Here is a 16,549-nt window from a genome sequence, read left to right as displayed (position 1 = left end):
TCACAATATAAATTGACTTAAGTCTTTGTTATTTGCAATGGTGCCGAGTTTATCTTCAACATATTGCGGGGTGATTGTAATCTTTTCCATCGTTACATCAGGCGCTTCAAACGAGAGCTCTTCCAAAAGACGCTCAAGAATCGTGTGAAGCCTCCTTGCACCGATATTATCCGTGTCCTGGTTAACATGATAAGCTACCTCGGCAATCTTACGAATAGCTTCGTCAGAAAATTCAAGAGATATACCTTCTGTTTGCAATAAAGCTTGATATTGTTTCAGAAGGGCGTTATCAGGTTCAACCAAAATTTTCACGAAATCGTCTACAGTAAGCTTGCTCAATTCTACACGAATCGGAAAACGCCCCTGCAGCTCAGGGATCAAGTCAGACGGTTTCGCCATATGGAACGCTCCTGCTGCAATAAACAAGACATGATCGGTTTTCACTGAACCGTACTTTGTGACAACTGTAGAGCCTTCGACAATTGGAAGGATATCCCGCTGAACGCCTTCTCTTGATACATCAGCAGAAGATGAAGCTCCTCCGTTTTTCGCAATTTTATCAATTTCATCAATAAAGATGATTCCGCCCTGTTCAGCTCTCAGCACTGCTTCCTGGCCGACCTCATCCATATCAATCAGTTTGCTTGCTTCTTCATTTGTCAGGACTTTTCTTGCTTCTCTGACTGTCATTTTGCGGCGTTTCTTTTTCTTCGGCATCATGCTGCTAAGGGCATCCTGCATATTCATGCCCATTTGCTCCATACCCGAGCCTTGCAGCATATCAAACATGGATGGCTGCTGCTCTTCGACTTCTACAGTGATGTAGTGGTCTTCAAGCTCTCCCATTGCCAGCTGATGCGCCATGCGTTTTCTCTTTTCTTCAATGCTTGCTTCTTCCTGGCTGTCGCTCTCCTCGTCCCCATTTGGCTGATTGCCGCCAAAGAGCATCTCAAACGGATTTTTCACGCCGGATTGCTTTTTCTTTCCGGGAACCAGCAGACTGACGATGCGCTTATTGGCATTTTCTTCAGCCTGGTCTTTCACGTCGTTGATTTTTTCTTCTTTTATAAGCCGGACGGACGTTTCAACAAGGTCTCTGACCATTGACTCTACATCTCTGCCTACATAGCCGACTTCAGTAAATTTTGTTGCTTCAATTTTTATAAATGGCGCACCGACGAGCTTTGCGATTCGTCTGGCGATCTCTGTTTTCCCCACTCCGGTAGGCCCCATCATCAAAATGTTCTTGGGTACGATCTCATCTTTCAGCTTTTCATCCAGAAGACTTCGTCTATAGCGGTTTCTTAATGCCACGGCGACAGCTTTTTTTGCATCATGCTGTCCGACAATGTACTGATCTAACCGATCTACAATTTGTCTTGGTGTTAACGGTTTTTTTTCCATGCGCTTCAAGTCCTTTCTATTCAAGTTCTTCCAGTATGATTTGATCGTTCGTATACACACAAATCTCGCCCGCAGTTTCTAGTGCTGCCTGAGCAATCTCTCTTGCAGACAGGCTTTCGCCCGCATGCTTTTTCAATGCTCTTCCCGCGGCAAGAGCGTAATTACCGCCGGAACCGATCGCCAAAATACCGTCATCCGGCTCAATCACTTCACCTGTTCCAGATACAAGAAGCAGGGTATCTTGATTCATCACAATCAGCATGGCCTCCAGTTTGCGAAGAACTTTATCACTGCGCCATTCTTTTGCAAGCTCCACGGAAGCGCGTTTCAGATTCCCATTGTATTCCTCAAGCTTTGCCTCAAACATTTCAAAGAGGGTGAAAGCGTCTGCAACAGATCCCGCAAAACCTGCAAGAACCTTGCCGTTGAACAGCTTCCTTACTTTTCTCGCCGTATGTTTCATGACAACGGCCTGACCAAATGTAACCTGTCCGTCACCGGACATTGCGCTTTTTCCATTGTGCTGTACGGCAAATATCGTAGTCGCATGAAAAGATGACATTAGAGGGCCTCCTTTATTTTTCCTTAAAAGCTCTTGGGTGGTGAGACATATATGTGTTTCTCAACATTTCCTTCGATACATGCGTATATATCTGTGTTGACGACAGGTTGGAGTGCCCGAGTAACTCTTGGACGCTTCTTAAATCTGCGCCTTCATTTAACAGATGCGTGGCAAATGTATGACGAAGCATATGCGGATGTATATGTAAAGTGCCGGACGCCTTTTTCACAAGCCCGCTTAAAATATATCTGACACCGCGGACTGTAAGCGGCCCGCCTCTTTGATTCACAAATAAAACATCATGAGATTCCTTCGCCTTTTCAAGCAAGCGCTGCCTTCCGCTGTTTACATATAGCTCCAGCGCTTCATGGGCATAAGACCCAAAGGGAATATAACGCTGCTTTTTCCCTTTTCCGTGAACGAGAACTGTGTCCATAAATAAATCAACTCCGTCCACAGTTAAGGAGCTGCATTCACTGACCCTCATACCAGTCGCATAGAGGAGCTCTAATAATGCCTGGTCCCGCTGGCCGGTCGGCAGGCTTGTGTCTGAAACCGCAAATAGCTCTTCAAGCTCTTTTTGATAAAGAAATTTCGGTATCCGTTTCTCTTGTTTCGGCAGATGGACAAGCTGAAACGGATTTTCCTCAACAAGCTTTTCTCTCATTAAAAATTTGTAAAAGCTTCTCAGAGCCGAGATTTTTTTGCTGATCGTTCTTCTTGATAATCCTTTTTCATAGGCTTCTGTCAAAAAAATCCTTGTATCATGATAAGCAGCTTCTTCAAATCCATTTATTCTTTGAACACGCAAGAATGTCTCAAATTCTTCAATTGAATCAACATAATTCACAATAGTATATTGTGAATAATTTTTTTCGATTTGTAAATATTCAACGAATAACTTTAAAAAATTCTTAACATTTTCCATGATAATACCTCCCCAGGAAGGGCTTTTAAATGGTATCACATAACGCGTTCAAGTTGCAACGAATACCTATATCGTTTTCGAAATAGTTTGAATAGTCTCGATTGCCCGTTTTGCATACTCTTCATTGCGTTCTTTCTTATTTTTAATTCTAACAGGCAATTCTTTTAAAAGCCCAAAATTTGCATTCATCGGCTGGAAGTTCTTCTGGTTGGTCGTTGTAATATAGTGTGCCATACTGCCGATCGCTGTTTCCTGCGGGAATGTCACAAGTTCCTGTTCCAAAACGAGTTTTGCAGCATTAATGCCGGCCACAAGACCTGATGCCGCTGATTCGACATAGCCTTCTACACCAGTCATCTGGCCCGCGAAGAATAAATCGCTGCGGTTCTTAAACTGATAGGTAGGCTCTAGGAGGCTCGGTGAGTTAATGAATGTATTTCTGTGCATTACGCCGTATCTGACGATTTCCACATTTTCAAGTCCCGGGATTAATTTCAGCACTTCCTTTTGGTCGCCCCATTTTAAATGTGTCTGAAATCCTACAATATTGTAAAGAGTGCCTGCTGCATCATCCTGTCTGAGCTGAACAACTGCGTAAGGGCGTTTTCCTGTTTCCGGGTGCTCCAGTCCGACCGGTTTCATCGGTCCGAACAGCATCGTTTTTTTGCCTCTTTTGGCCATTACTTCTATCGGCATGCATCCTTCAAAGAAAATCTCTTTTTCAAACTCTTTCAATGGAACGGTCTCTGCCGTCGTCAAAGCTTCATAGAAACGGTCAAACTCTTCCTCTGTCATCGGGCAGTTTAAATAGGCCGCTTCCCCTTTGTCATAGCGGGATTTAAGATACACCTTATCCATATCAAGGCTGTCTTTTTCAAGAATAGGCGCAGCCGCATCGTAAAAGTATAAATACTCCTCGCCCGTAAGCTCTTTCAATTGGGTGGACAGTGCTTCAGAAGTTAACGGCCCTGTCGCAATAATAGTAGGTCCTGCAGGTATTTCAGTTACTTCTTCATTCATTACCGTCACGTTCGGATGGTTTTTCACCCGATTTGTTACGCTTGCCGCGAATTCATGACGGTCCACGGCTAGAGCGCCGCCGGCTGGTACAGAACACTCATCGGCCGCAGCGATAATCGCTGAATCGAGCGCCCTCATTTCTTCTTTTAACACACCGACAGCATTAGCCAGCGTATTGGAGCGTAAAGAGTTGCTGCACACCAGCTCTGCAAATTTATCTGTATGGTGTGCAGCCGTTTGTTTCACCGGACGCATTTCATATAGTTTCACCTGGATGCCGCGCTTAGCCAGCTGCCATGCCGCTTCACTTCCGGCAAGCCCCGCCCCTATGACGTTTACTGTATGTTGGTTCATCTTATCACATCTCCTAGTTTATTATTCAAGTTCTTCTTTTAACACACAAAGAAGGTGAGCAAGACCTGCTCACCGCTACTTTTGTGGTTCTTCCTTATAATCGCATTCCACGCATTGAACTTGTATGCCTTTTTTGAGTTTTTTCTCAACAAGCATTTTTCCGCATTTCGGACATTTTCGTTCAATTGGTTTATCCCATGATACAAAGTCGCATTGTGGATAACGGTCACAGCCGTAAAAAACCCGTTTCTTTTTCGATTTTCGTTCAACAATATTTCCTTCTTCGCACTTGGGACACTTCACTCCGATTTGTTTAACAATCGGTTTTGTGTTTCGGCAGTCAGGGAAGTTTGAGCAGGCTAAAAATTTACCATAGCGGCCCATTTTATATACCATAGGTGAAGAGCATAGTTCACAATCTTCGCCGGCATATTCGGGCTCAATCTCAACTTCTTTCATTTCAGCTTCTGCTTTTTTAACCCGTTTTTCAAAGTCGGTATAGAAGCGGTCAATGATTTGCACCCACTCGGTGTTGCCGTCTTCAACATTATCGAGGTCTTGTTCCATTCTCGCCGTAAACTCTACGTTTATGATTTCAGGGAAAAATTCCATGATGAGCTCAAGAACAATCTGCCCAAGTTCAGTCGGCACAAACCGTTTGTTATCCAATCCGACATAACCGCGCCGCTGGATTGTGTCAAGCGTCGGAGCGTAAGTTGACGGACGGCCGATGCCTAATTCTTCAAGCGTTTTGACTAAGCGGGCCTCAGTGTACCGAGGAGGCGGCTGAGTAAAATGCTGTTCGGGTTCGATATCTTTAGATAAGACCGTGTCCCCTTCCTGTAAGTCAGGCAGCATGCGGTCTTTTTCTTCAAGCTGATCGTCTTTTCCTTCTACATAGACCTTCATAAACCCGGAAAACTTGACTTTACTTCCGGTTGCCCGAAATGTCAATCCGTTGTTTTCTAGATCAACGCTCATTGTATCCAATACGGCAGATGCCATTTGACTGGCGACAAATCGTTCCCAGATTAATTTATACAGTCTGAGCTGATCTCTGCCGAGAACCGTTTTTAATTCATTCGGCTTCCGGAGAATAGAAGTGGGCCGGATTGCTTCGTGGGCATCCTGCGCATTTTCATTCTTTTTCGCCGGTTTGCGCTTTCCGCCTAAAAACTCTTTTCCATAAGTCTGGTCAATAAAGGCTGCCGCTTCTTCCACGGCTGTGTTAGAGATACGGGTTGAATCCGTTCTCATATACGTAATCAGCCCGACCGTTCCTTCTTTGCCAAGATCAATTCCTTCATATAATTGCTGTGCAATCATCATCGTTTTCTTAGCTCTGAAATTGAGTTTGCGCGCTGCTTCCTGCTGTAGGGTGGAAGTAGTAAATGGCAGGGCAGGATTGCGCTTCCGTTCCTTTTTGGTCACTTTCTCAACTGTATATTTGTTGCCTTTAAGCTGAGAAAGAATTTCTTTCACGTCGGCTTCGCTTTTCAGAGGAAGCTTTTTGCCGCCTTTACCGAAAAAGCTTGCTTCAAATGTTTCTTGCCCCTTTAAGAAAGAGCCGTCAATCGTCCAATATTCTTCCGGCTTAAATTCATTGATTTCTTTTTCACGGTCAATGATTAAACGAAGTGCAACGGATTGCACCCGGCCCGCACTGAGTCCTTTTTTGACTTTTTTCCATAAAATCGGGCTGATTTTGTATCCGACCAACCTGTCTAGAATTCTTCTCGCCTGCTGAGCATCAACAAGGTCCATATTAATCATCCGGGGATGCTTAAATGACTCCTTAATAGCGTCCTTGGTGATCTCGTTAAAAACTACCCGGCAGTCGGAGTTGAGGTCCAGATCAAGACTGTGGGCGAGATGCCATGCAATCGCTTCCCCTTCTCTGTCGGGGTCAGCCGCGAGATAGACTTTCTTAGCTTTTTTGGCAGCCGTTTTTAATTCTTTTAAAACAGGCCCTTTTCCTCGTATCGTTATATATTTGGGTTCAAAGTTTTGTTCTATGTCAACGCCCATTTGGCTTTTAGGCAGATCCCGGACATGTCCCATTGAAGCTTTGACTTTGTATTTCTTACCTAAATAACGTTCAATCGTTTTCGCCTTAGCGGGCGATTCTACGATGACTAGATAATCAGACATTTTCATCCCCCTCAAGAGGTGTTCTCTCTCTTTTCAAGTATATTTCATTTTTGAAGCTACCTTTATATGGCTTTCAATATTTCATTCTTTATCGTGAACGTCATTTTAAACATGAAAAACAATATGCAACTTTAAATCCTCACTATTATTAAATATTACAATACGGTTTGTCAAACGATATTTCTAAAAGGGTTCCGTATATTGAACGTTTCCCTCCGATAACTCACTGTAAATATCCTCAGCGGACTGTACAGATTTTGCCCCTTCTTGAATAAGTTTTATAGGTCCTCCGGAGTATGGATCAAATATAGAACCGGGCACGGCAAACACCTCCCTGCCCTGGTCAAGCGCTTGATAGGCAGTGATTAACGAACCGCTTTTTTCTTTGCCTTGCACTACCACTATGCCTTCGGACAATCCGCTTATTAAACGGTTTCTCATGGGAAAATGCCATTTTTGGGGTTTTGTGTCCGGTGGATGTTCTGACAGCAGCAGATGATACTTCGCCATGTATTCTGCTAACTGCTGATTTTCTCGGGGATATATATGATGAAAACCGCCTGCTATGACACCGATTGTATACCCTTTTGCCCTGATGCAGGCTCTATGGGACAAACCGTCTATTCCGGCCGCGAGTCCGCTGACAATGATCCACTGGTTTCCTGCAAGCTCTTTTGTAAGATGAAAAACTGCTTTTTTGCCATATGCGGTAGGGTTTCGCGTACCTACCACTCCAATTTTCCTGCCTTTTATGAGCAGGTTCTCATTCCCTTTGGCAAACAAAACGGGAGGCGGATCATAGATCGTTTTCAGCCATGACGAGTATTGATGTGAAGTGATCGGAATGACTTTGATACCTCGCCGTTGATAGTCAGACAGCTGTTCTTGAAGCTTATCATATTCTTTCTCTATTTGAGTTTTAAGTGCGGCGGCTTTTATTTTACCGGAAGTGATGGTGTGAATTGGATGCGGATCAGTCTTAAAAGAAAGAGACGGATCAGCCTTCCACCATTTTAATAGAAGAGACGGGGATAATAAACGGTTAATGCTGCAAATGAGTAAACAGGCAGACGCCTGATCCAAACCAACAACCTCCTTTTGGCATAAAAAGCAGGAACAGCCTTAACAGCTGTTCCTTTTGTTATTAGTGAGTTTTACAAGTTTCAAATAAACCTTTTTCTTTTAGAACCTTAATGAGCGTTTCTCCCATCACGGAAGGTGTTTCCGCAACTTCGATTCCGCAGGCATTCAGCGTTTTAATCTTTTCATCCGCTGTTCCTTTTCCGCCGGAAATGATCGCGCCGGCATGTCCCATGCGTTTTCCCGGAGGTGCGGTTTTTCCGCCGATAAATCCGACAACAGGTTTAGTCATATTAGCTTTTACCCATTCTGCCGCTTCCTCTTCAGCTGTTCCGCCGATTTCGCCGATCATAATCACAGCGTGGGTCTCAGGGTCTTCGTTAAACGCTTTTAAGACATCAATGAAATTCGTTCCATTAACCGGGTCGCCCCCGATTCCGACAGCTGTAGACTGTCCTACACCCGCTTCTGAAAGCTGATGAACCGCTTCATATGTTAATGTTCCAGAGCGAGAGACAACGCCTACATGGCCTTTTTTATGGATATATCCAGGCATGATGCCGATTTTACATTCTTCAGGTGTAATGACGCCCGGACAGTTTGGTCCTATTAATCTTGTTTTCTTTCCTTCCATAAAGCGTTTCACTTTCACCATATCTAATACCGGAATATGCTCGGTAATACAAATGACAAGATCAAGCTCAGCATCAACGGCTTCCATGATTGCATCAGCAGCGAACGCCGCAGGCACATAAATAACAGATGCGTTGGCACCGGTCGTATGGACAGCATCAGCCACTGTATTAAACACAGGCACTCCTTCTGCTTCAGTTCCGCCTTTTCCAGGTGTTACGCCGCCTACAATGTTTGTTCCGTATTCAAGCATTTGCTTCGTATGAAACAAAGCGGTAGAACCTGTAATCCCTTGTACAATAACTCTTGTATCTTTATTTACAAATACACTCATTATTTGGTCCCCTGCCTTTCATGCTTTCCTATACTAAAGATACGATTTTCTGCGCCCCGTCAGCCATAGACTCCGCAGATGTAATATTCAAACCTGATTCACTAAGGATTTTCTTCCCTAGATCTACGTTTGTGCCTTCAAGACGGACGACAAGCGGCAATGTTAAACCGACTTGTTTCGTCGCTTCAACAACCCCTTCCGCAATGACGTCACATTTCATAATGCCTCCGAAAATGTTGACAAAAATTCCTTTTACATTTTGGTCGGAAAGAATAATTTTGAATGCTTCCGTTACTTTTTCAGCAGTTGCGCCGCCTCCCACGTCAAGGAAGTTGGCAGGATCTCCGCCGTAATGTTTAATAATATCCATTGTGGACATCGCAAGGCCGGCGCCGTTTACCATGCAGCCGATATTTCCATCCAGAGAAATGTAGCTTAAATCGTATTTAGAAGCTTCAATTTCCTTTGGATCCTCTTCGTCCAAATCTCTATATTCCATAATATCTTTTTGTCTATATAGTGCATTGCTGTCAAAGTTTAATTTCGCATCAAGCGCCATTACTTTTCCGTCGCCTGTCACAACAAGCGGATTAATTTCAGCAATTGAACAGTCTTTCTCTACAAATGCTTTATATAACCCCAGCATAAATTTAGCAGCTTGTCCGACAAGCTCCTTTGGTATATTAATAGAAAATGCGATTTTTCTCGCTTGATAGCCTTGCAGTCCCACAGCCGGATCAATAACGACTTTCTTGATTTTTTCCGGTGTTTTCTCTGCTACTTCTTCAATCTCCGTTCCGCCTTCTTCAGACGCCATCAGTACGATTCTTGAAGTAGCGCGGTCAAGCACGAGACCGACATAGTATTCCTTCTTAATGTCGCATCCTTCTTCAATAAGTAAGCGTTTTATTACTTGGCCGTCCGGACCTGTTTGATGCGTAACGAGCGTCTTCCCTAACAGCTCCTCGGCATACGCTTTTACTTCTTCTTTTGATTTCGCAATCTTTACCCCGCCAGCTTTGCCTCGACCGCCAGCATGAATTTGCGCCTTTACGACATAAACCGAGCTTGATAAGCCCTCCGCTCTTTCAACTGCTTCTTCTGCTGTAAAAGCCACTTTACCTTCAGGAACAGACACTCCGTATTTTCTGAGGACTTCTTTTCCCTGGTATTCATGGATATTCATTTCCCATCCTCCTAACTTATGTAACAAAACTAAAAATAGACTGCGCTTTCATTCTATATAATACTGGAAGGATTGTCTAGAGTTCGATGAAAAATCGTAAAATCCTTCTAAACATTCAAACTTTTATTTTACTGAAAATATAAATTTAAATGGAGTATGGGGAATATTCTGGTTACTTTTTATTTTTTACACTTTCATCCAGCTTGTAAACAAAAGAAAATATTTCGGCTACAGTTTCATAAAGCGCTTCCGGAATCTGATCATCCACTGTCAAATGTCGCATTAATTCGACAAGGGTCCGATCTTCCTGAATCGGTACCCCTGCTTTTTTCGCTTCTGCTATAATGTTTTCCGCAATGTGTCCTCTGCCTGTCGCTATAACCTTCGGCGCTTTATCCTTCTGCTCGTCATAATGCAGAGCTACGGCTTTTCTTAACGGCGTCTGTTCTTTCATATTCTCACATCCAGTTCTTGTTCGCTGCTGTTCGTTATATATCGTTCGATGTGAATGTCTGCTGCTGAGTGAACCTTTTTTTTCGCCACAACACCTGACAGGCTGTATCCCATTTCTTTCAGGGATTGTTTCAAAGCTGGCACCATTGGATCAATCGCAGACTGCAGATCAAATTCGGTTTCTATCGAGATTGTCATAACATTTTGCTGAACAAAGCAATCAACAACAGTCTCTTTTAATGATTCAAGATTCAGTAAAAAAAGGAGCCGGCAATGAGAAGGATCTAGCTTTCCGTCGGGTTCTTTCTGTCCTTTAAAAAGAACGGTCATATCCTGGACACTGTTTTTTGAAAACATCGGAAATGACATGACAATCTGGCTGTAGGACGGGTGATCCTGCTGGATGAAGAGCTGTCCGTTTAATTTATGAAAAAGCTGATCAGCCTCCCTCTTGACAGGCTCAGAAAGCTCATTGGACGTTCGTGCGGCATGGAGCGTCAGTTTTAAAGATTGGAGTTCATCACGCTGGATGTCTGCCCCTTGTTCAAATGCTTTAATAAAAGCCAATTCGTCACGCGCGCCCAGTCCCTGTCTGATTTTTGACAAGAAGGAAAGAACATCTATTTTGCTGGACAAGCTTGGTTCCGCTTGTTTCACCGCCTCAATGAAAACGTCGGCTTCTTGATCTGTGACTTGCGCCGCTTGCATAACAGACGGCACGGTTCCTGTTTTCGTATTTTCCTGTGAAAGCACCGCCTTAATCCAAGCCGCCGCTTCTTTTAGCACATGGCTGCCGTTTTTTTCAGCTTGAACAGACATTTTTTCAAGGAGCAGCCGCGGGATTTCAGGTATATCCTCTTTTCCCCCGGCACTTTGCATGCCCTTTAGCTGCGGCATGCTTTCAGAAATGGTATTGAGCTTTATCGTGCCTTGTATTTGTTCCGGCGCTGACCGCCGGCCGCTGATATGCCCTTCAGTATCATTGACGGATGTCATCGCTTTCTCCCCGCCGAATCCCTCATTTTCAGCTTGTGAGCCGAGCATTCGGATCAGACGTTCTGCATGTATGTCGCTTTCCGCGTCAAAAAGCGCCGTGACAGCCTGTTTTAACTTCATCAGCGCTTCTGTCGGCTGAGAATCTTGATTGATTGCGTGAAGTAACCGTGACAGCTGCTGATTCATTGAAACTGGTGATTTGACTGCATGAAGGGCGTTCAGCACGCCCTCATGGACAGGGAGATCACGCTTAAGGGTAAATAAAATGGTTTCAATCGCTTTTTTTGTTTCTGCGGGCGGCAGAGTTTCCATCCATTGAACAGCTGCTTTGATATCGTTTTCTGTTATCGGATGATTGCTTTTCAGCATAGCGCTGGTCATTAACAGAGATGTATTGGACGGTTTAATTGAAATGGCGCTTAAGAGCTTTCCTGCCGCTTCCTGAACTGTTGCCGGATTTTGTTCAAAACGTTGGACGACTTGGAGCCGGCCCATTTGTTCTGCTGGTTTTTTTTCATAAGAAAACCAATAATACGCTTGTGGGCGAAGCTTTGTCTCAAGCTTTCCCTGTATGGTTTGGTCCCCTACCTGGATCAGCGCATGCTCATCCCCCGTGAGACGGAGCACTTTCCCTAAAAGAAGCCTCTGAATGCCGCTTGACTCTTCAGTTGGATTTGACTCCTGCAGCGAAACGGCTGTGCCCGCAAACAGGCTTCTCAGCGCTGTATGTATATCGTTGCGCATGTTCATTTAAAAAGCGCCCCCCTTGCTTAACAGTAAGTTTGAACAGGAGCGAAAGTTCTTCGGTGAATATCCGTCGGCCCATATGCAGCGAGTGCTTCCAGATGCTCTTTTGTCCCGTAGCCTTTGTGCTTTTCAAACCCGTACATCGGGTAGGTTTTGGCATACTCGCTCATCATTCTGTCTCTGGTTACTTTGGCTACACAAGCCCCGGCTGCGATGGAAACGCTTTTTGCGTCCCCTTTAATAATGGAAGACTGAGGTATGTCAAGGGGCAGCGTCATCGCGTCCACAAGCAGATAATCGGGTGCCTCGGACAGTTCACGGACTGCTTTGACCATTGCCAGCTTTGACGCTTCGTATATATTCATTTCATCTATGACAGAAGCTTCGATAATGCCTATTCCGACGCCAAGCGCTTCGTTCATAATACGTTCATAATATTCTTCGCGTTTTTTTTCTGAAAGCTTTTTCGAATCTGTCAATCCAAGTATTTCACATTCCGCAGGCAGGATAACGGCGCTTGCCACAACCGGTCCCGCCAGCGGCCCTCTGCCTACTTCGTCAATTCCGGCAATTATACAGAAGCCTTTGTTTCTTGCCAGGCGTTCACAATGAGTCATACTCTCCCATTGTTCTTTTAATGCTTTTTCCTTCGCATTCTTTTTCAGCCATTGTTCTACGAGCGTTTGTACGCTCTTCCTCTGGTCTTTTTCGCACTCGGCAAGAAATGGGTCCCGTTCGTCTTTCACCTCTTGCAGCCGGTCTTTAATGTCCTTTACTGTCAATGTATTCACTTTCTCTTCTCCCTTACTATATGTATCGGTGCGGCAATGAAAAAATAAAGACCCGCATCTCTGCGCGCCTTTATGATGGCTGTTCGAAAGACAGCCTGCCGAACTTCTCTGTACGAATGTCCCGGATGATGACTTCTGTGGTTTTATCATAGTTAATAAGCCCGCCGCTCATCAGGCAGCCGCGTTTTTCTCCGATTGCGTCAAACAGCTCCGCAATATCCTCGGGTATCTCTTCAAGCCCGTAACGCTCTTTCAGACGGTCCGGATAATGTTCTTCCAAGAAACGCAGTCCAAATACGGCGACGTCCTGCAGGTTGATGATAGAGTCCTTAATCGCCCCGGTTATAGCCAGTCTGAGACCTACAAGTTCGTCTTCGAATTTTGGCCACAAAATCCCCGGTGTATCTAACAGCTCCAGTTCTTTGCCGACCTTTACCCATTGCTGGGATGTCGTGATACCCGGCCTATCTCCTGTTTTTGCAATATTTTTCTTCGCCAGCCTGTTAATGAGCGTTGATTTCCCGACGTTTGGGATGCCGATAATTAAAGCCCGGATGGCTCTCGGCTTAACGCCTTTCGCTTTTCTCTTATCGATTTTCTCCTGCAATAATTCCTTCGAGGAAGGCACGATTTGGTTTAAGCCTTGTCCATTCACTGAATCAATTGACAGTGACGGAATGCCTTGCTTTTCAAAATGCTCTTTCCATTGCTTTGTGACGGCTGCATCGGCTTTATCGGCTTTATTTAACAGCATAATGCGCGGTTTATTTTTTAAGATTTCTTCAATCATCGGATTTCTTGATGACATCGGGATTCTGGCGTCCACCAGCTCATATACAATATCAATCAGTTTTAATTTTTCGGTTACTTCCCGTCTTGCTTTTGCCATATGGCCTGGAAACCACTGAATGGTCATGTGACACTAACACCTGCCTTATCTAGTAAGAAGACACTCTCTTCTTCTGGGTCATTTCTGGCTGTCTCTTATGTATTTTACGATGCCTGTCCGGCTTTTTCAAATGCAGTCATAAAAAAAGAGCTTGTTAGCAGTAACAAGCTCTTTTCGTTCGTTATCATTATCGTCTGATTTCTTTAATACGAGCCGCTTTTCCGCGAAGTTCACGTAGGTAATAAAGCTTAGCACGACGTACTTTACCGTAGCGTACAACTTCGATTTTAGCGATTTTTGGGGTGTGTACAGGGAATGTACGTTCAACGCCAACACCGTAAGAAATCTTACGAACTGTGAAAGTTTCGCTGATTCCACCACCACGACGCTTAATCACAACACCTTCGAAGATCTGGATACGCTCACGGTTACCCTCAACAACTTTTACGTGTACACGTAAAGTGTCACCAGGACGGAACGCAGGAAGATCTGTGCGCAATTGTTCTTTTGTGATATCTTGAATTAATTGTTGCATCGTTTTCAACTCCTTCCAACAGATGCTCTTGACCATAAAACCGGCACAGCGGAACATCGTTTTCAAGCTTAGGCAGATAAGTCCGCTTAAGCCACAAGTAGTATCTTACCACAACTCAACTGTCTGTGCAATACTATCTATTCTTTTTCCCACTCAGAAATCCATTTTCTTTCTTGCTCTGTGAGCGGATAGTGTTCGAGCAGATCAGGACGCCGCAAAAAGGTTCTTTTCACCGATTCTTTTTTTCGCCATTCTTTAATCTTCGCATGGTTTCCTGACAGAAGCGTCTCAGGGACCTTAAGGCCATTATAGTCTGCGGGCCTTGTGTAATGAGGGTGCTCTAAGAGTCCCGTGCTGAAGGAATCCTCAAGATGGGATTCTTCTTTCCCAAGCACTCCCGGCAGCAGTCTCACGACACTGTCTGCAATCATCATGGCCGGCAGCTCTCCGCCTGTCAGCACGAAATCGCCGATTGATATTTCGTCTGTCACAAGATGTTCTCTGATTCTCTCATCATAGCCTTCATAATGGCCGCAAATGAACATCAGATGTTCTTCTTCCGCCAGCTCCTCTGCTTTTTTCTGATTAAAGCGTTCGCCTTGAGGGCAGACGAGGATAATGCGGGGAGAAGCTTTTGATTTCGCCGTAAGCTCCTCTACTGCGTCAAACACGGGCTGAGGCTTCAGAACCATGCCCGCCCCTCCGCCGTAAGGATAGTCATCCACTGTTTTATGCTTGTTATCAGAAAAGGCGCGGAAATTGACGACATCAAATTCAACGGCGTTTTTCTCCTGTGCTTTTTGCAAAATAGAGGAACCCAGCACTCCTTCAAACATGTCGGGGAAAAGGGTTAAAAAATCAATTTTCATTCGTCTATTAATCCTTCCATCAAATGAATCTGAATTTTCTTTTCCGTCACGTCAATATCCTTTACAATTGATTCAATGTAAGGAATCAGGGCATCTTTTTGGCCTTTTCGCTCGACAACCCATACATCATTTGCTCCGGGAGTTAATATCTCCCTGATGACTCCGATTCTCTCGCCGTCTTCTGTGTACACTTCACAGCCGATAATTTCATGGAAGTAATATTCGCCTGCATCAAGCTCCCCTAAGTCTTCTTCCGGAACTTTGATGACCGCGTTCTTTAATTCTTCCACATCATTCAGGGAAGGTCTTTCTTTAAACTGAAGAAGGTGAAATTGTTTATGAAGCCGGTGCGTTTGAACTGTGACTTGCACAGGCTCTTTGCTGCCGCTCATAAACAAATAGAGGGTCTTGCCGGGCTTGTACCGCTCTTCGGCAAAATCGGTTTTGGAAATGACCCGCACTTCGCCTTTAATTCCGTGAGTATTTACTATCTTGCCCACGTTAAACCATCGCTTTGCCATATCATCACCTCGGGCGAATTTCGATTACCACTCCGTCTTTAATGACGATGGTATTTGCTGCTGTTTTCTCGTGCCAGTTATCGCCGACATCAATGGATAACAGCGCGTCGATTTCCTTTTCTTTCACTTCGCTTCCAAGCGGCAATGTGTGTGCTTGGTTGATTTGGAAATCGATCATTTTGATTTTGTCTTGCCTTTTTTCTATCGCTTTTTTAAATTGTTCTGTGACATCAGGGTTAAGATGATCTTTTTCATGTTTTCTAAGCTGGAAATAGAGCTGGTTGCATTCTCGCTCAAGCGATTGTTTTTTTTCTTCAAAAGAGGCCACAAGCTTCTCTTTACTGTGCTCGGTTAAGACTTGCATGACGGTTACACGGTGAATAATCTGCATGGCACCAGGCTCCCTACTTTCAAAACATTTTTCCTGACGAAAAGCGGTTTGACCTATTTATCATGTCTCTCTTTTAACTGTTTACCCATTTTTTCGTGTAAAAAAAGGGGAGGTGCCGGCCCTCTCCCTTTAGTCAAATATCTCAAGTTGAACTTTCTTAGAAGATCGAGCGCCAGCTGCAAACACAACTGTTCGAATCGCTTTTGCAGTCCGGCCTTGCTTTCCGATAATTTTACCGGTATCTGATTTATTAACAGATAAGCGAAGCGCAATCTTTTGATCAGTTTCTTCTCTTATGACCCGAATGTCTTCCGGATGGTCAACAAGCGGAGCCACAATCGTCACAATCAAATCTTCCAAGTGTTGATCAGTCATTACTTGCCTTGTTTAGCGTTGTGGAATTTTTCCATGATTCCTTGGTTAGAGAACAAGTTACGAACTGTGTCAGAAGGTTTAGCTCCAGTTTGAAGCCATTTAAGAGCAAGCTCTTCATCAATTTTCACTTCTGCTGGTTTTACAACCGGGTTGTAAGTTCCGACTGTTTCGATGAAACGGCCGTCACGTGGTGAACGAGAATCTGCTACAACAATACGATAGAAAGGAGATCTTTTTGATCCCATACGTTTTAAACGAATTTTTACTGCCATTTTACTAGCACCTCCGAAAATATTTCAACAAGATAGTATATTAACAATGATAAAAGTG

At 44.2% G+C, this 16,549-nt stretch carries 18 protein-coding genes; all 18 read right to left on the bottom strand.

The features are described from left to right. The 18 genes from hslU to rpsP all read right to left on the bottom strand — a co-directional run bounded on the left by hslU (position 1) and on the right by rpsP (position 16,491). Positions 1-1,413 (bottom strand): HslU--HslV peptidase ATPase subunit, encoded by a 1,413-nt coding sequence (gene hslU, locus AXI57_RS17375; protein WP_255265367.1) that lies wholly within the window; start codon positions 1,411-1,413, stop codon positions 1-3. 7 nt (positions 1,414-1,420) lie between these two features. Next, positions 1,421-1,966, bottom strand: a complete 546-nt coding sequence (gene clpQ, locus AXI57_RS17370; RefSeq protein ID WP_003328953.1) for an ATP-dependent protease subunit ClpQ — start codon at positions 1,964-1,966, stop codon at positions 1,421-1,423. A gap of 13 nt (positions 1,967-1,979) precedes the next feature. Further along, a complete protein-coding gene (xerC, locus tag AXI57_RS17365; protein ID WP_010788602.1) occupies positions 1,980-2,894 on the bottom strand; it encodes a tyrosine recombinase XerC in 915 nt (304 codons plus the stop codon). Positions 2,895-2,960: 66 nt separating this feature from the next. Next, entirely contained in the window at positions 2,961-4,268 is a 1,308-nt protein-coding gene (trmFO, locus tag AXI57_RS17360; RefSeq protein ID WP_061670769.1) for an FADH(2)-oxidizing methylenetetrahydrofolate--tRNA-(uracil(54)-C(5))-methyltransferase TrmFO, read from the bottom strand. Between the two features lie 75 nt (positions 4,269-4,343). Beyond that, entirely contained in the window at positions 4,344-6,419 is a 2,076-nt protein-coding gene (gene topA / locus AXI57_RS17355; protein ID WP_013390513.1) for a type I DNA topoisomerase, read from the bottom strand. A gap of 183 nt (positions 6,420-6,602) precedes the next feature. Next, positions 6,603-7,502: a DNA-processing protein DprA gene (dprA, locus tag AXI57_RS17350; protein WP_061670768.1), complete on the bottom strand. Its 900-nt coding sequence runs from the start codon at positions 7,500-7,502 to the stop codon at positions 6,603-6,605. Positions 7,503-7,563: 61 nt separating this feature from the next. Further along, positions 7,564-8,466, bottom strand: a complete 903-nt coding sequence (gene sucD / locus AXI57_RS17345; RefSeq protein ID WP_003328958.1) for a succinate--CoA ligase subunit alpha — start codon at positions 8,464-8,466, stop codon at positions 7,564-7,566. Positions 8,467-8,494: 28 nt separating this feature from the next. Beyond that, positions 8,495-9,652: an ADP-forming succinate--CoA ligase subunit beta gene (sucC, locus tag AXI57_RS17340; protein WP_003328959.1), complete on the bottom strand. Its 1,158-nt coding sequence runs from the start codon at positions 9,650-9,652 to the stop codon at positions 8,495-8,497. Positions 9,653-9,824: 172 nt separating this feature from the next. Further along, positions 9,825-10,106: a FlhB-like flagellar biosynthesis protein gene (locus AXI57_RS17335; RefSeq protein WP_003328960.1), complete on the bottom strand. Its 282-nt coding sequence runs from the start codon at positions 10,104-10,106 to the stop codon at positions 9,825-9,827. Then, a complete protein-coding gene (locus tag AXI57_RS17330) occupies positions 10,103-11,851 on the bottom strand; it encodes a hypothetical protein (protein ID WP_061670767.1) in 1,749 nt (582 codons plus the stop codon). Before AXI57_RS17330 ends, AXI57_RS17335 begins: the two co-directional genes overlap by 4 nt. Before the next feature lie 20 nt (positions 11,852-11,871). Continuing rightward, positions 11,872-12,639 (bottom strand): ribonuclease HII, encoded by a 768-nt coding sequence (locus AXI57_RS17325; protein ID WP_003328962.1) that lies wholly within the window; start codon positions 12,637-12,639, stop codon positions 11,872-11,874. A gap of 70 nt (positions 12,640-12,709) precedes the next feature. Further along, positions 12,710-13,555 carry a ribosome biogenesis GTPase YlqF gene (ylqF, locus tag AXI57_RS17320; RefSeq protein ID WP_061670766.1) on the bottom strand — a complete coding sequence of 282 codons (846 nt, stop codon included), beginning with the start codon at positions 13,553-13,555 and terminating at the stop codon, positions 12,710-12,712. 160 nt (positions 13,556-13,715) lie between these two features. Next, positions 13,716-14,063 (bottom strand): 50S ribosomal protein L19, encoded by a 348-nt coding sequence (rplS, locus tag AXI57_RS17315; RefSeq protein ID WP_003328964.1) that lies wholly within the window; start codon positions 14,061-14,063, stop codon positions 13,716-13,718. A gap of 137 nt (positions 14,064-14,200) precedes the next feature. Next, positions 14,201-14,932 carry a tRNA (guanosine(37)-N1)-methyltransferase TrmD gene (trmD, locus tag AXI57_RS17310; protein ID WP_003328966.1) on the bottom strand — a complete coding sequence of 244 codons (732 nt, stop codon included), beginning with the start codon at positions 14,930-14,932 and terminating at the stop codon, positions 14,201-14,203. After that, positions 14,929-15,453 (bottom strand): ribosome maturation factor RimM, encoded by a 525-nt coding sequence (gene rimM, locus AXI57_RS17305; protein WP_061670765.1) that lies wholly within the window; start codon positions 15,451-15,453, stop codon positions 14,929-14,931. The genes trmD and rimM overlap by 4 nt, the downstream gene beginning before the upstream one ends. A gap of 4 nt (positions 15,454-15,457) precedes the next feature. Further along, positions 15,458-15,844 (bottom strand): YlqD family protein, encoded by a 387-nt coding sequence (locus tag AXI57_RS17300; RefSeq protein ID WP_003328968.1) that lies wholly within the window; start codon positions 15,842-15,844, stop codon positions 15,458-15,460. A gap of 129 nt (positions 15,845-15,973) precedes the next feature. Next, positions 15,974-16,219, bottom strand: coding sequence for a KH domain-containing protein (locus AXI57_RS17295; protein WP_010788591.1), 246 nt, complete (start codon positions 16,217-16,219; stop codon positions 15,974-15,976). Continuing rightward, on the bottom strand, positions 16,219-16,491 hold the full coding sequence (gene rpsP / locus AXI57_RS17290; protein ID WP_010788590.1) for a 30S ribosomal protein S16: 273 nt from the start codon (positions 16,489-16,491) through the stop codon (positions 16,219-16,221). Before rpsP ends, AXI57_RS17295 begins: the two co-directional genes overlap by 1 nt. Positions 16,492-16,549 lie beyond the last annotated feature (58 nt).

The organism is Bacillus atrophaeus, assembly GCF_001584335.1.
Classification (GTDB): Bacteria; Bacillota; Bacilli; order Bacillales; family Bacillaceae; genus Bacillus; species Bacillus atrophaeus.
Note: the sequence above shows the minus strand (reverse complement) of the source record. Positions and strands in the feature narration are given on the sequence as shown.

Coding starts and splice junctions, on each gene's coding strand:
- clpQ (WP_003328953.1), bottom strand. CDS start 1,966: ATGTCATCTTTTCATGCGACTACGATATTTGCCGTACAGCACAATGGA.
- xerC (WP_010788602.1), bottom strand. CDS start 2,894: ATGGAAAATGTTAAGAATTTTTTAAAGTTATTCGTTGAATATTTACAA.
- trmFO (WP_061670769.1), bottom strand. CDS start 4,268: ATGAACCAACATACAGTAAACGTCATAGGGGCGGGGCTTGCCGGAAGT.
- topA (WP_013390513.1), bottom strand. CDS start 6,419: ATGTCTGATTATCTAGTCATCGTAGAATCGCCCGCTAAGGCGAAAACG.
- sucD (WP_003328958.1), bottom strand. CDS start 8,466: ATGAGTGTATTTGTAAATAAAGATACAAGAGTTATTGTACAAGGGATT.
- sucC (WP_003328959.1), bottom strand. CDS start 9,652: ATGAATATCCATGAATACCAGGGAAAAGAAGTCCTCAGAAAATACGGA.
- AXI57_RS17335 (WP_003328960.1), bottom strand. CDS start 10,106: ATGAAAGAACAGACGCCGTTAAGAAAAGCCGTAGCTCTGCATTATGAC.
- AXI57_RS17330 (WP_061670767.1), bottom strand. CDS start 11,851: ATGAACATGCGCAACGATATACATACAGCGCTGAGAAGCCTGTTTGCG.
- ylqF (WP_061670766.1), bottom strand. CDS start 13,555: ATGACCATTCAGTGGTTTCCAGGCCATATGGCAAAAGCAAGACGGGAA.
- rplS (WP_003328964.1), bottom strand. CDS start 14,063: ATGCAACAATTAATTCAAGATATCACAAAAGAACAATTGCGCACAGAT.
- trmD (WP_003328966.1), bottom strand. CDS start 14,932: ATGAAAATTGATTTTTTAACCCTTTTCCCCGACATGTTTGAAGGAGTG.
- rimM (WP_061670765.1), bottom strand. CDS start 15,453: ATGGCAAAGCGATGGTTTAACGTGGGCAAGATAGTAAATACTCACGGA.
- AXI57_RS17300 (WP_003328968.1), bottom strand. CDS start 15,844: ATGCAGATTATTCACCGTGTAACCGTCATGCAAGTCTTAACCGAGCAC.
- AXI57_RS17295 (WP_010788591.1), bottom strand. CDS start 16,219: ATGACTGATCAACACTTGGAAGATTTGATTGTGACGATTGTGGCTCCG.
- rpsP (WP_010788590.1), bottom strand. CDS start 16,491: ATGGCAGTAAAAATTCGTTTAAAACGTATGGGATCAAAAAGATCTCCT.